This window comes from Enterococcus sp. DIV1767, assembly GCF_050542585.1.
Lineage (GTDB): Bacteria > Bacillota > Bacilli > Lactobacillales > Enterococcaceae > Enterococcus_D > Enterococcus_D innesii.
The window spans coordinates 1918763-1933079 of the sequence record NZ_CP172936.1; the positions used below are offsets into that span (position 1 = coordinate 1918763).

General features: G+C 43.8%; 18 protein-coding genes. All 18 read right to left on the minus strand.

Features of this window, described 5'->3' with window-relative positions:
* Nucleotides 1-11 precede the first annotated feature (11 nt).
* Complete coding sequence (gene yqeK / locus IGI78_RS09225) at nucleotides 12-611, minus strand: bis(5'-nucleosyl)-tetraphosphatase (symmetrical) YqeK (protein WP_081118631.1); 600 nt, start codon at nucleotides 609-611, stop codon at nucleotides 12-14.
* Complete coding sequence (locus tag IGI78_RS09230; RefSeq protein ID WP_081118632.1) at nucleotides 601-1242, minus strand: nicotinate-nucleotide adenylyltransferase; 642 nt, start codon at nucleotides 1240-1242, stop codon at nucleotides 601-603. Before IGI78_RS09230 ends, yqeK begins: the two co-directional genes overlap by 11 nt.
* 12 nt (nucleotides 1243-1254) lie before the next feature.
* Complete coding sequence (gene yhbY, locus IGI78_RS09235) at nucleotides 1255-1566, minus strand: ribosome assembly RNA-binding protein YhbY (protein ID WP_005225905.1); 312 nt, start codon at nucleotides 1564-1566, stop codon at nucleotides 1255-1257.
* Between the two features lie 15 nt (nucleotides 1567-1581).
* A complete protein-coding gene (yqeH, locus tag IGI78_RS09240) occupies nucleotides 1582-2700 on the minus strand; it encodes a ribosome biogenesis GTPase YqeH (protein ID WP_077454368.1) in 1119 nt (372 codons plus the stop codon).
* A 1-nt stretch (nucleotide 2701) separates the two neighbouring features.
* Complete coding sequence (locus tag IGI78_RS09245) at nucleotides 2702-3226, minus strand: YqeG family HAD IIIA-type phosphatase (protein ID WP_005225903.1); 525 nt, start codon at nucleotides 3224-3226, stop codon at nucleotides 2702-2704.
* 359 nt (nucleotides 3227-3585) lie between these two features.
* Nucleotides 3586-4311 carry an amino acid ABC transporter ATP-binding protein gene (locus IGI78_RS09250; RefSeq protein ID WP_081118634.1) on the minus strand — a complete coding sequence of 242 codons (726 nt, stop codon included), beginning with the start codon at nucleotides 4309-4311 and terminating at the stop codon, nucleotides 3586-3588.
* A gap of 16 nt (nucleotides 4312-4327) precedes the next feature.
* Complete coding sequence (locus tag IGI78_RS09255; protein WP_005225900.1) at nucleotides 4328-5017, minus strand: amino acid ABC transporter permease; 690 nt, start codon at nucleotides 5015-5017, stop codon at nucleotides 4328-4330.
* A 22-nt stretch (nucleotides 5018-5039) separates the two neighbouring features.
* Entirely contained in the window at nucleotides 5040-5885 is an 846-nt protein-coding gene (locus tag IGI78_RS09260) for a transporter substrate-binding domain-containing protein (protein WP_077454371.1), read from the minus strand.
* Nucleotides 5886-6075: 190 nt separating this feature from the next.
* Nucleotides 6076-6861 (minus strand): acetyl-CoA carboxylase carboxyl transferase subunit alpha, encoded by a 786-nt coding sequence (locus IGI78_RS09265; RefSeq protein ID WP_077454372.1) that lies wholly within the window; start codon nucleotides 6859-6861, stop codon nucleotides 6076-6078.
* Entirely contained in the window at nucleotides 6854-7723 is an 870-nt protein-coding gene (gene accD / locus IGI78_RS09270) for an acetyl-CoA carboxylase, carboxyltransferase subunit beta (RefSeq protein WP_081118635.1), read from the minus strand. Before accD ends, IGI78_RS09265 begins: the two co-directional genes overlap by 8 nt.
* A gap of 12 nt (nucleotides 7724-7735) precedes the next feature.
* Nucleotides 7736-9100, minus strand: a complete 1365-nt coding sequence (locus IGI78_RS09275) for an acetyl-CoA carboxylase biotin carboxylase subunit (protein WP_005225896.1) — start codon at nucleotides 9098-9100, stop codon at nucleotides 7736-7738.
* Between the two features lie 7 nt (nucleotides 9101-9107).
* On the minus strand, nucleotides 9108-9536 hold the full coding sequence (gene fabZ / locus IGI78_RS09280) for a 3-hydroxyacyl-ACP dehydratase FabZ (protein ID WP_005225895.1): 429 nt from the start codon (nucleotides 9534-9536) through the stop codon (nucleotides 9108-9110).
* A gap of 4 nt (nucleotides 9537-9540) precedes the next feature.
* Nucleotides 9541-10023: an acetyl-CoA carboxylase biotin carboxyl carrier protein gene (gene accB, locus IGI78_RS09285; protein ID WP_008378185.1), complete on the minus strand. Its 483-nt coding sequence runs from the start codon at nucleotides 10021-10023 to the stop codon at nucleotides 9541-9543.
* Complete coding sequence (fabF, locus tag IGI78_RS09290) at nucleotides 10024-11262, minus strand: beta-ketoacyl-ACP synthase II (protein WP_016610185.1); 1239 nt, start codon at nucleotides 11260-11262, stop codon at nucleotides 10024-10026. It abuts the gene before it with no gap.
* A 12-nt stretch (nucleotides 11263-11274) separates the two neighbouring features.
* Nucleotides 11275-12012 carry a 3-oxoacyl-[acyl-carrier-protein] reductase gene (fabG, locus tag IGI78_RS09295; protein WP_081118636.1) on the minus strand — a complete coding sequence of 246 codons (738 nt, stop codon included), beginning with the start codon at nucleotides 12010-12012 and terminating at the stop codon, nucleotides 11275-11277.
* A gap of 9 nt (nucleotides 12013-12021) precedes the next feature.
* Nucleotides 12022-12945: an ACP S-malonyltransferase gene (gene fabD, locus IGI78_RS09300; RefSeq protein ID WP_081118637.1), complete on the minus strand. Its 924-nt coding sequence runs from the start codon at nucleotides 12943-12945 to the stop codon at nucleotides 12022-12024.
* A 123-nt stretch (nucleotides 12946-13068) separates the two neighbouring features.
* Nucleotides 13069-13293, minus strand: coding sequence for an acyl carrier protein (locus tag IGI78_RS09305; RefSeq protein WP_005225890.1), 225 nt, complete (start codon nucleotides 13291-13293; stop codon nucleotides 13069-13071).
* Nucleotides 13294-13345: 52 nt separating this feature from the next.
* Entirely contained in the window at nucleotides 13346-14308 is a 963-nt protein-coding gene (locus IGI78_RS09310) for a beta-ketoacyl-ACP synthase III (protein ID WP_005225889.1), read from the minus strand.
* Nucleotides 14309-14317: the final 9 nt, after the last annotated feature.

Here is a 14317-nt window from a genome sequence, read left to right on the forward strand (position 1 = left end):
TTTCTGACTATCTATGGTAATTCCCTCCTATATTTGGCTACCCAAAAATTGTAGGTTTCGATCGTTTTTGGGTAGATAACTGCTTCTGTTTCGATCAAATGAAGCAAGGTATGTTTCGTTTCGTAAGCAACAGCGGCATCTAAGTCGATCATTGCGATTTCCCTAGCCTCAACGACTCCAGGAAACGTTCGTCCGGGTTCGATATAATCTGCCACATAGATGATTTTATCTAGTAGGCTCATCTTGGCAGCTCCGGTGGTGTGCAAACGGATCGCTTGTAAGATTTCTTCATCATCGATCTCTAATTCTCGTTGAACGAAATCAGCACCGACGAGTCCATGCCAGATCGCATTGTTCCAGTTCAAGAGATCCAAATCAAATCCATCTCTACGAATGACTAATCGAAATTCTTCATCGCTGCGTTCCTTTGCATAATCATGAGTCAAAGCAGCAATGCTGGCTTTGACCGGTGAAGCGCCATATTTTTCCGCAAGGGCAACGGCGGTTTTTTCGACACCCAACACATGCTCAAAGCGCTTTTGACTCATCTGCATTTGGACCTTTTGCATCAAAAGTTCCCGTTCTGCTTGTGTGTAGTGTTCACTCTTCATTCAAGTACAACCCCTTTTCTTGAATATAGTGTAACACATTATCTGGCAATAAGTAGCGAACGGAACAACCTTGTTGTACTTTTTTACGAATTGTCGTTGAGCTGACATCCATCAAGGGGATATCAATCCAAATAATCGGGTATGGACTGTCAATGGGCACTTCCGGGCGGCGAACCCCCACAAACGTTACCAATTCCATCAGCTCATCGATTTGATGCCATTTTGGTAAATAGTTCACCATATCCCCGCCAATGATAAAATAATAATTAGTATCTGGATTCTTAGCTGTCAATTCCCGCATCGTATCAACCGTATAACTCTTCCCTTTTCGTTCCAACTCAATGGTCTCTACAGCAAATCGCGGATTATCGGCGATCGCCAACTCCAACATCGCTAAACGATGCTCAGCGGGGATCGTCTTTTTCTCATCAACATGAGGCGGTAAATACTCAGGCATGAAATAAACTTTATCCAGCCCTAATGCTTGCCCTACTTGCTCACCCATGACCAGATGTGCGTAGTGTACTGGATTAAAATTTCCACCAAGAATGCCCACTTGCTTTTTCGGTACCAGTTCTTGTGTTTGTGTTTCTAAGACCGTTTGTACCTTGCCAAATGTTTGTCCTTGCATGCCTTTTCCCTCCTAAATTGAACGAACTTTGCTTGAAATCGTTTGGTATTTTTCTTTGCTTGACGGTTTGAATAAAACAATCACCCGTCCGATGATCTGTACCACTTCACAGCCGACTTTCTCACGGATCGTTTCAGCTGCTTCGTCAGCAACCTCATCGGTATTTTGGAGCAATGAGACTTTGATCAATTCTCGTTTTTCTAGTGCTTCTTCAATTTGCGCCATCATTGCGTCATTCAAGCCGCCTTTGCCGATTTGAAAAATCGGGTTTAAATGGTGCGCTTCACTTCGTAAAAATCTTTTTTGTTTTCCTCGTAAGTCCATAATCTTCCTTCTTCCTTATACTAATGCTTTACGTCTAAGCACATCGACACCCTTTGGTGCCCACCCGGCGATGACACACGGTTTGGTGATCGTGATCCAGCCAAGTCCCGCAAAAACGATATCGGTTTTTTCTTTGATTGAAAATTCAAAACGGACGAGTTCAGGAAAATCCGCCACTTCATCTGCTCGTGGCGGCTGCAGCAGCCCACCAACATGTTTCTCATAAAATTCATCGGCTTTCGTTAATTTGGTCCGATGGATCGCCACATCATTTGCTACATAAGCAATAAATGAACTGCGTTCTCCTTGAATGAAATCAAACCGGGCAAGTCCTCCTAAAAACAAGGTTTGTTCTGGATTCAGCTGATACACCTTTGGTTTGATCTCTTTGGCTGGTGCCACGATTTTTAGATCTTTTTTACCTAAATAATGCGCCATTTGATGACGATGAATGATTCCTGGTGTGTCGATCAAAAAGTGTCCGTCATCCAAGGGAATCTCGATTTTATCCAATGTGGTTCCTGGGAAACGCGAAGTCGTGATCAATTCGTTGATCCCCGCTGTTTGTTTGATGATTTGATTGATCAATGTCGATTTCCCAACATTTGTCACACCAACCACATACACATCGCGTCCTTCACGATACGTTTCGATTGCTTGCAGTAAAGCTTCCGTTTCACCTGGTTTCTTGGCGCTCGTCAATAATACATCGACGGGTCTTAAGCCAGCTTCATGGGCACGTTCCTTCATCCACTGGGTCATCTTCGATTTTTTCAAAGATTTCGGTAAAATATCCACCTTGTTGCCCACTAATAAGACAGGATTATTCCCAACAAAGCGGTGCAGTCCTGGGATCAATGAACCATTAAAATCAAAAATATCGACGACATTAACGATCAAGGCATCTTTTTCTCCGATTTCATTCAGTAAACGCAGAAAATCATCGTCTGTCAGCGAAACATCTTGAATCTCATTGTAATGGCGCAAGCGGAAGCAACGTTGACAATAGACTTCTCCTGATTCAATTCCTTTTTCTAATGCAGATTGCGGGGTGTAACCCAATTCGTTAGGGTTTGTTGTTTGAATCAATGCCCCGCAGCCGATACAGTGAATTTCTTCGATTCCTTCTGTCATATTAAATTCCTCCACGCCATTTTAACTCTGGGTTATGTTTCAATAGATAGTTCATGATTTTTCTTTCTGCCGCTCGATTAAACTGGGTTTTCCAAGAATCCGTTGGGATCACTGGTTTCACTAAAATACTGCGAACACCGGCACGATTGGCACCTCGTACATCCGTCATGATTTGATCGCCGATCATCACGACCTCTTCTTTTTTCAAACCTAATTGCTGATACCCTTGTTTGATGCCTCTTGAAAAAGGTTTTAGTGCGCGGTGTACGTACTTTAAGCCAAAGGGGGCAACTGCCCGTGCCACTCGTTCACTATTGTTGTTGGAAACGACAACTACCGGTATCCCAGCATTTTTCATTTCCAATAACCAGTTTTTTAATTCTTCGGTTCCATCAGGATTGTTCCAAGCAATCAAGGTATTGTCAAGGTCAGTCAAAATCCCCTTGATTCCCTGTGCCTTAAGTTGGCTGGGCGTAATTTTATAAATCGCATCGACCATCCAAGTCGGTTTATAATTTGAAAACATAAAATCTCCTTTGCTGCATGATTTCTTCGCATATTAAAAATCGGCGACTCGTCAACGATCCAAATTGTCGATCCTTAAAAAGAAACAGTCCGATCTGCATAAAATCACGCAGATGGTTTCTATCAAGATCAGACCTCTTCAACCTGTAATTATACAATAGAATCTTTTTGAATACTAGCAAGTGCGCCAGTTTCTGCAGGTTTCTTGTAAAAGAGCTGAAAAAGGAACCTGCCAAGACAACCGTTTGTTCTATCACTTCTTTAAAGTAGTCTTTTTTTCATCAAAAAAGCATCCTTTTACTGAAAGGATGCTTAGGAAAGGTCCAAATTTATCACTAACAACTGCGAACTTCTCGCAGTTTACAATACTTTACTCAAAAAATCAATGGTTCGTGGATTTTTCGGATGATCAAAGATCTGTTCTGGCGTTCCTTCCTCCATAATGATTCCCTGATCCATAAATAAAATCCGATCCGCGACTTCTTTCGCAAAGCCCATTTCATGAGTGACGATGACCATCGTCATTCCTTGCTGAGCCAAACGCTGCATAACGGACAATACTTCGCCAACCATTTCAGGGTCTAACGCAGAAGTCGGTTCATCAAAGAGCATCACATCCGGTTCCATCGCCAAAGCACGTGCGATTGCGATCCGCTGCATTTGTCCACCAGAAAGACTTTGAGGATAAGCTTTTGCTTTATCTGGTAAACCGACATCATTCAGAAGTTGTTTTGCCAACTGATCCGCTGCCGATTTTGCTACCTTTTTGACTTTCGTCGGGGACAAGGTAATGTTTTCTAAAACCGTCATATTCGGAAAAAGATTAAAATTTTGAAAAACCATACCCATTTTTTCTCGCATCTTATATAAATCATTTTTTGGATCGGTAATATCGGTTCCTTCAAAAAAAATCTTCCCGCTTGTCGGTACTTCTAATAGGTTTAAACAGCGTAAAAACGTACTTTTTCCTGACCCAGATGGCCCAATCACCACCACGACTTCTCCTTGATCGATCGTCGTGGTGATCCCTTTTAGCACTTGATTGCTGCCAAAGTTTTTGTGTAAATCTTGAATATCTAACATCATAGCTTGTCTTCTCCTTTTAACGACGATAGCCTTTGCCTAGTTTCTTTTCCCATAAACTCAATAGTCGCGAAGTCGTAAACGTCAAGATGAAGTAAATGACCGCTGCTACATAAAAAGGTGTTAATGGTTGGAAAGAACTGGTGACAACGATCTGGGCACTGTTCATTAACTCATAGATACCGATCGTTGAAAGCAAAGAGGAATCCTTGATCAAAACGATAAATTCATTGCCTAGTGGCGGCAAAATGTTGCGTAGTGCTTGTGGCAACACGACATAACGCATCGTTTGAAAAGGCCGCAGCCCTAAAGATCCTGCCGCTTCTGTTTGTCCGTAATCAACGGCATTGATCCCCCCTCGGACGATCTCAGCAACGTATGCCCCGGAATTTAGTGATAAGGCAATGATCCCTGGGAAGAGCCGCCCAAAATCAAGACTCAGCACGCCGATTGAGACCGTCGGCAAAGCAAACATTCCTTGCAAAAGACCAAAAGCGATCAAAATTTGCACCAGCATCGGTGTGCCGCGGATGACTTCAATATACGCATTAGCAAACCAGCGCAAAGGCGTCACTTTTGATAATTTCATTAGGGCAAAAATCACCCCTAGAATCGTTCCAAAGATCACGGTGATGATAGAGATCACGATGGTGATCACCACACCAGAAAGAAAATAAGGGTAATATATCGCTAAAAAGGATAAATCCATAATTGTGTCTACTCCGTTCTATCTATTGCGCCGCATTTTCATTGGCTAGATCTGTGTTCTTTTGTACATACTCATCGATTGTACCATCTTCAATCAATTCTTTCAAAATACTGTTTAGTTCTTCTTGTAGTTCGGTGCTCCCTTTAGGTAAAGCAATTGCATAAGAATCACCTTCAGATGCTTCTAATGCTACATCAGTGATCACGAGGTCATCATTTTGTGCAACATACGATTCAGCAACCGCACTTTCAAGGACCAAACCGTCGATCGAGCCTTGTTTCAATTCATTGACTAGATTGGGAACTTTAGCGATGGAAACTAACTGCGAATCAGCTAATTGGTCTTGGACGATCATTTCTTGGATGGATCCTTTTTGAGCGCCAACCTTTTTACCAGTTAAACTTTCGATTGAATCAAATGCCGACTCGTTATTTTTATTGACAACTAATTTTTGTTCTGGTGTAAAATAGTTGTCGGTGAAATCAAAAGTCTGTTTACGTTCGTCAGTTGCTGAGATGCCTGAAACAGCGATATCGGCTTTTCCTTGTTGTAAAGCAGTCAAAACAGCATTGAAATCAAGGTCCAAAATATTTACTTCAACACCAAGACGATCAGCGATCTCATTGACCATATCGATATCTGCCCCAACGATCGTGTCTTTGCCATCGATCAAGGCATGGAATTCAAAAGGAGCAAAGTCAGCAGAAGTTGCCACATTTAACACACCAGCTGCTTTGATGGCTTCCAATTGATTATCCGCCGAACCGCTGGCACTAGAACTTCCAGTACTCGATGAGCCGCCATTCCCACAAGCTCCTAAAACCAAAATCCCCGTCAATACAACAAGTGCTCCAAATAATTTTTTCATTAAAAACGCTCCTCTTCAAAACAAATATTTATGCAATATAATCTTCTTATATTCAGAATATATACATAGTAGCACAGAATAATTAAATTTTAAACTAAAAACTTTGTCATTTGCACGATTTATTCAATAACACTTTCAATAAAAAAATACTAGGATATCCTTCCTCTAATTAGAGTGGATACCCTAGTTTTTAAAATCGGCGAAAACGCTGATACCTTGCCTCAAGCAATTCTTCTGTTTGTAAGGTAGAAAGTTCAGCAAGTTTCGTTGAGATTGCCGCTTTCATCTGTTCCATCAATTGCTCTTTCGGTAAAAAGGCCTCTTCATTGGTTTCAGCAATCACTTTTTCAATAACACCTAATTCATATAGTTCTTGGGCAGTGATCTTCATCAAACCAGCAGCTTCTTTGGCACGGCTGCCATCTTTCCATAGGATCGAAGCAAAGCCTTCGGGAGATAAAATGGCATAGATCGAATGTTCCATCATCCAAACCTCATCGCCTAATGCCAGTGCTAAGGCACCGCCGCTGCCGCCTTCACCAATGATGATTGCCAAGATCGGCACCGTTAAATCGGACATTTCCATCAAGTTACGGGCAATTGCTTCCCCTTCCCCGCGCTCTTCCGCACCAATACCGCAAAATGCCCCCGCTGTATTGATCAATGTGACCACAGGTCGCTGAAATTTTTCGGCTTGCTTCATTAAGCGTAACGCTTTGCGATAGCCTTCCGGATGTGGCGAGCCAAAGTTTCTGCGTAAGTTTTCAGGCAGATTACGGCCTTTTTGAATACCGATCACGGTCACTGGCTTGCCATCTAAACAAGCAATCCCACCAACAACGGCTTCATCTTCGCCAAATAGACGGTCTCCATGAAACTCTTCAAACTCAGAAAAAATGCCTTCAAAGTAATCCAGTGCCGTCAAACGGTCTTTGCTGCGAGCGAGTTCAACGATTTCGTGGGCTGCTCTAGTCATTGCGATCCCATCCTTTCCGCGTATGCAAAGAAATCAAATGGTGGATTTTCTCCCGCAAGTTCGTCCGTGGAACGATTTGATCGACAAAGCCATGATCTAGCAAGAACTCTGCTTTTTGAAAATCTTCAGGTAATTCCTGACGAATGGTTTGTTCAATCACTCGTCGTCCAGCAAAACCAATCAAGGCTTGCGGTTCTGCTAGAATGATATCCCCTTCCATCGCAAAACTAGCGGTAACGCCACCGGTGGTCGGGTCCGTTAAAATCGTTAGATAAAACAAGCCAGCTTTACTGTGGCGTTTTACCGCCGCAGAGATTTTTGCCATTTGCATCAGTGACAAAATTCCTTCTTGCATCCGTGCACCACCTGAAGCGGTAAAAAGAACAACTGGTAGCTGTTTTTCGATCGCCCGTTCAAACAAACGGGTGATTTTCTCCCCCACGACCGTTCCCATGCTGCCCATGATGAAATTCGCATCCATGACACCGATTGCTAACGGCAATCCTTGCACTTTGGCCTCTCCTGTCAGGACAGCCTCATGCAACCCAGTTTTTTCTTGCATTTGTGCGACTTTATCCAGGTACCCTGGGAAATCAAGGGGATCTTTTGTGGTTACATCTGTGTCCCATTCTTCAAAGCTTTTCTCATCAATCGTGATAGCGATCCGTTCCCAGGCACTGATTCGGAAATTATACCCGCAGTGAGGACAGACTTTTTCCGCCCCCATCTCCTTCGTATAAAGCGTTCGTTTGCAACTAGGACATTTCGCCCAAAGATTATCTGGGACGACTGGTTCGTTCGTTGGCAGCTGACCTCGATTAGGATTGATGCGAATGTAGTTTTTTTTCTTAAATAAAGCCACTCAACTTCCCTCCTATTGTTCAGGTGTCCAATTCGGCAAAAATTCCTCTTGTAAAAAGGCGGTAGTATAGTCTCCCGCAATCACTTTGGGGTGACTGATCAAGTCCATTTGGAATTCTGCATTCGTAATGACACCATCGGTCACTAATTCGGCTAACGCCCGCTGCATTTTCATCAATGCTTCAAAACGATTCTCACCGTGAACAATCACTTTAGCGATCATCGAATCATAATAAGGTGGGATCGTGTAGCCGGAATACATGGCACTGTCTACACGAACGCCTAGACCGCCACTTGGTAAAAACAAATTGTTGATCTTACCAGGAGAGGGTGCAAAATTGAAGGCTGGATTTTCTGCATTGATCCGACATTCGATCGCCGCACCCGTCATCTTGATGTCAGCTTGCGTCAAGCCTAGCGGTTCGCCACTAGCGACTTCAAGTTGTTTTTTGACTAAATCAATGTTTGTCACCATTTCGGTGATGGGGTGTTCCACTTGGATTCGAGTGTTCATTTCCATGAAATAAAACTCCCCAGTGTCCGCCATTAAAAACTCGATCGTGCCAGCATTACGATACCCTACCGCTTGTGCGGCACGTACCGCTGCTTCTCCTAGTTCTGCTCGCTTGCTTTCAGAAATCACCACAGAAGGGGATTCTTCCAACACTTTTTGGTTGTTGCGTTGTAGCGAGCAATCGCGTTCACCAAGGTGGATAATATTACCAAAAGAATCACCTAACACTTGCACTTCTATGTGTCGAGCAGGATAAATGATTTTTTCAATGTACATTTCATCGTTGCCAAATGCCGCTTTCGCCTCTTGCTGTGCGGAAGCAAAATGATGCGGCAATGCTTCTTTATCTGCGACTTTCCGTATCCCTTTACCGCCACCGCCGGCTGCTGCTTTGAGCATGACCGGGTAACCAATCTCTTCAGCGATCGTTAAAGCTTCTTCCACATCAGAAATCGCGCCTTTGCTTCCGGGAATGACCGGTACTTCTGCTTCGATCATCAAGCGTCTTGCATTGATCTTGTTTCCCATTGCATCGATAGTCTCACTCTTTGGCCCAATAAAGACGATATTGCATTCCTCGCACATCGCAGCAAAGCGGCTATTCTCTGAAAGAAAGCCAAATCCAGGATGGATCGCCTCAGCCTTTGTGACGATCGCAGCGCTTAGGATCTGCTGTACATTCAAATAAGAGTCGGCTGCTTTGGCAGGTCCGATACAAATCGCTTCATCGGCAAGCTCTGTATGCAACGCTTCTTTATCTGCTTCTGAATAAACGGCGACCGTTTGAATACCTAATTCGCGACAAGCGCGAATGATACGTACGGCGATTTCGCCACGGTTTGCGATCAATACTTTAGAAAACATGTCTCACCTATCCAATCATGAAAGTCAATTCTGCTTCCGCCACTTTTTTCCCATCAACATAGGCAATTCCTTTGCCGATGCCGGCTGCAGATTTCACTTTGATTATTTCTACTTCTAAGATCAAGGTATCGCCCGGTGTTACTTTTTTTCTGAATTTCGCTTTGTCTAAACCGCCAAAGTAGGCAGTTTTCCCACGAAAATCTTCCAATGATAGCAATGCCACAGCACCTGCTTGCGCCATTGCTTCCACGATCAATACTCCGGGCATCACTGGTTCATGGGGAAAATGACCTTGGAAAAATGGCTCATTGATAGTAACGTTTTTCTTCGCAACGACCCGTTTGCCTTCTTCTAACTCCTCTACCCGATCCACTAAAAGCATCGGATAACGATGAGGGATGATTTCTTTGATCTCTTGAATCGTTAATGCGCTCATTGCTTTACCCTTCTTTCACACGGAATAATGGTTGATTGTATTCAACGATTTGTTCGCTTTCAACCAAGACTTCAACTAATTCGCCATCGACGTCGCTGACGATTTCATTCATGACTTTCATCGCTTCAACGATACAAAGAATATCGCCTTTTTTCACGTGATCGCCGATTTGCTTAAAGTTATCTTTGTCAGGACTTGGCTTCAAATAAACGACACCCACTAATGGAGAGACAACTTCTTTGCCCTCTAAGACAGGTTTTGCCACTTCTACTGTGTCAGGTGTTGCTGAGACAGCAGGCGTTGGTGCAACAGGAGTTGGCGCAGCATTCGCTGCAGGAGCAGGCGCAGGTGCAGAGGATGCATTTTGTAGCCCACTTGTCGTATTTTTATTAAAATAAAGTTCAAAGGTCTCTTTTTTTAATTGAAGCTCAGTTAACGTCGATTGATCGAATTGGCTGAGCAGCTCTTTTACCTCATGTGTTTCCAATTACGCTTCCTCCCAACGTTTCAGCAAGATCACTGCATTATGACCACCAAACCCAAGTGAATTACTCATGGCATAGGTCAATTCTGCTGGTTGGCTTTGATTGATAACAACGTTCAAGTCGATCTCAGGATCTTGTTCTGTCACGTTGATGGTTGGTGGAATAAATTGATGTTGTAATGCTAATAGTGAAGCAATGGCTTCGATTCCACCAGCCGCCCCAAGCAAATGACCAGTCATTGACTTTGTACTGCTGACATATGGTTTTTTATAGTCTTCCCCTAATCCGTATTGGATCGATGTCGCTTCTGCACTGTCATTGGCGGGCGTGCTTGTACCGTGGGCATTGATGTAGCCAACTTCAGCTGGGGTGATCGCCGCTTCTTGCATCGCCAATTTCATTGCTTTTCCAGCACCTGATCCATCAGGGTTTGGTGCAGTCATATGGTAGGCATCACAGTTCGCACCATACCCTACGACTTCACCTAAAATCGTTGCCCCACGTTTTTGCGCATGCGCCAATGATTCTAAAATGAAGACACCAGCGCCTTCACCCATGACAAACCCACTACGATTTTTATCAAACGGAACGGAAGCTTTGTCAGGGTCTGATTCAGTGGTTAACGCCGTCAGAGACGCAAAACCAGCAATACCGATTTCACAGATCGTCGCTTCTGAACCACCAGCGATCATAACATCTGCATAGCCATGCTTGATGTTCCGAAAAGCTTCACCGATTGAATGGGTACCAGAAGCACAGGCGGAAACAGTCGTCGTACAAATGCCTTTCGCACCTACCCGTAACGCAATGTTGCCGGCAACCATATTTACAATCGACATCGGTACGAACATTGGTGATACTCGATTTGCTCCTTTGTCATGCATCCGAATCACTTGATCTTGAATCGTTGGCAAGCCGCCGATCCCTGAACCAACCATCACGCCAAAACGATCCACATCAATGGTTTCTGTATCTAACTTCGCCATTTCCATCGCTTCTAACGCCGCATAAATTCCATAAATGGAAAAAAGATCCATCCGCTTCGTATCTTTTTTAACGAAGTACTTTTCTAACGGAAAATCTTTGACTTCAGCGGCAACTGAGATCCCTGTTGCTTCTGCGTCAAATTTTGTAATCGGGCCGATGCCGTTGGTCCCGTTTTGTAAACTTGCTAAAAATGTTTCTGGGTCATTTCCGATTGGAGAAGTGACGCCGTATCCTGTAACTACTACTCGATTCATCTATTCTTCCTCCTACCCTTGCATTGCCATCCCGCCGTCTACACTGATCACCTGACCAGTGATGTAGGGGCTTTTTGCTAAAAAGACTGCTGTTTGCGCAACATCCTGTGTGGAACCAAAACGCCGTAATGGAATATTTACCAATGATTGTTCTTTAACTTTATCCGACAGCACTTCAGTCATCTCTGTTTCGATAAATCCTGGGGCGATCGCATTGCAGGTGATTCCCCGAGCGGCACCTTCACGAGCGGCAGATTTCGTAAAACCGATCACACCAGCTTTACTTGCCGCATAGTTGGCTTGCCCGATATTTCCCGTCAAGCCGACCACACTCGTCAAATTGATGATGCGGCCTTCTCGCAGCTTCATCATTTTTTTCAACGCGTGCTGCGTCATATTAAAGGTACCAGTCAAATTGATTTTGATCACGGAATCAAAATCTTCCGGTTTCATTCTCAACAATAATTTGTCATTCGTGATCCCGGCATTATTGACTAAAATGTGGATCGGTCCGACTGCCGCTTCTGCTTCCGAGAGCATGACTGCCGCTTGATCAAAATCAGAAATGTCCCCATTGATCGCTACACATTTCACGCCGTAGCTGGTGATGCGATCGATCAGTGACTGGGGAATTTCTTTTCGTCCATTTAAAACGATATTCGCTCCTTCTTTGGCAAAGGCTTCCGCGATAGTAAAACCGATCCCTCGCGAGCTACCAGTTACAAAGACGTTTTTATTTTGCAGATCCATAAATTCCTCCTAGTTGAATCGGGCTAGTGTATCTGCCAACGTTTGGCTATCTTCTACACGCGCAGTCTGGATTTCTTTGTCTATTTTCTTCATAAAACCGCTCAATACTTTTCCTGGTCCGATCTCGATGACTTGTTGGATGCCAAGCTGCTTCAGTGTCGCAATGCTTTCGTAAAAACGCACTGGCGATTTCACTTGCAGCGTCAACAGTTCCTTGATTTGGTCTTGCTGCATTGGCTGCGCGGTCGTATTGCTGATGACAGGTACTTGCAACTCATCAAAGGTGATTTGAGCTAATTCCTGTGCTAATTGCTGCGATGCGGGTTCCAACAAAGCAGTATGGAAAGGACCACTGACATTTAAAGGAATCACCCGTTTGGTTCCAGCAGCTTGTAACAATTCCACCGCTTTATCCACTGCCGGCACTTCACCGCCAATGACGATCTGCTGCGGCGTATTGTAATTGGCTGGTGTCACAATCCCGGCTTGACTTGCTTCTTTACAAATTTGTTCAATCGTTTCAGCGGGTGTGTTCATCACAGCGACCATTTTCCCAACACCTGCTGGCGCCGCATTTGCCATATACCGACCGCGCTTTTGCACCAATGCGACTGCGGTCTGGAAATCAAGCGCACCACTAGCGACTAAGGCTGTATATTCGCCTAAGCTCAAGCCAGCAACAGCATCTGCTTCGATTCCTTGCGCATCCAAAAGTCGCCAAAAAGCCGTGCTTACTGTTAAAATGGCAGGCTGTGTATATTCCGTCTGGTTTAAACGTTCGTTTTCAGTAAAGCATAACTCGGCCATATCATATCCTAGAATCGTGCTGGCCTGTTCAAACGTCTCACGAACGATTGCTTCTTGGTGATAGAGCTCTTCCCCCATTTTTGGGTACTGTGCACCTTGACCGCTAAATAAAAAGGCTGTCTTCATTTTGCACTCCTTCATTACTTTGATGGTTATCGTTGGAGAACATGGATTCTTGCAGTTCGTCTATGAATCAGCAAAAACACGTTCTTAAAAAGGAAAGGCTAGGCTGTCTGCCTAGCCTTTGTTTTATGCTTGTTGTTTTTCTACATATTTAACTAGATCTTCAACGGTTGTGATACCATCTTCTGTTTCGATCTTCACATCGAATTCATCTTCGATCTCGTTAATGATTTGGAAAAGATCCAAGCTATCTGCTTCTAAATCTTCTTGGATGTTCGTGTTCAATTTGATTTCTTCTTTTTCTTTTCCTAATTCTTCTGCTACGATTTCTTGAATTTTTTCGAATACCATGTGTATATTCCTCCAATGTGTTTTTCAATAGTAATTTTGTTTCGTGAACAAGTTATAAGGTGGCTAACATAGTTCCCCATGTCAATCCGCCGCCAAAACCTGAGAACACCACTTTTTGACCACTGCCAAGGGACAGTGTACCTCGTTTGATTTCTTCATCTAGCAATAACGGAATCGAGGCTGCCGAAGTATTGCCATAATCTTGCATATTTTGCAAAAATTTCTCACGGGGCTGCTTCAGCTTGCGAGCAACTTTGTCTAAAATACGAGAATTTGCTTGGTGAAGCAAAAAATAATCGATTGCTTCATCTTGTGTCAGATCATTGATCGAGGCGACCACATCACGCGTCGCAAAATCAAAGATTTCTCGTCCAATCATTTGCATACAAGCACTATACGCCGGAGCGTTTTGTGAAAAAGGATTCTCATTCGTGCGAAAACCAGATGTCAAGGACATGCCTCGCGTCCCATCTGCTTTTAAAGACTCTTTGAGTAAATGCTGCTCTGAAGATGCTTCCAGCAATAGTCCACCGGCACCATCTCCGAATAAAACAGCCGTCGAACGGTCGTTCCAATCCAAGACTTTTGAAAGCACTTCTCCACCGATGACCAATCCTTTTTTAGCTCCTGTTCGAATCAGTTTTTCAGCCATAGACAATGCATAAACGAAACCAGCACATGCTGCACTGATATCAAATGCAAAGGCATTGACTGCCCCAATCGCTCCTTGGACTTGGCAAGCAACCGCCGGTGTATTGAAATCCGGTGTGATCGTCGCTACCAAGATAAAATCTAGACTTTCTGCTGAAAGCTGAGCATCTTGCAAGAGCGTTTGAGCGACGCGAATACAAAGGTCAGAAGTGTTTTCGCCAACAGCGACTCTTCTTCGTTTGATTCCCGTACGAGAATGAATCCATTCATCTGAAGTATCCATCAAATTTGATAGATCATCATTTGTTACGATTTTTTCTGGAACATAACTTGCAGTCGCGGTAATTTTTCCAAACATATTCATCCATTATTC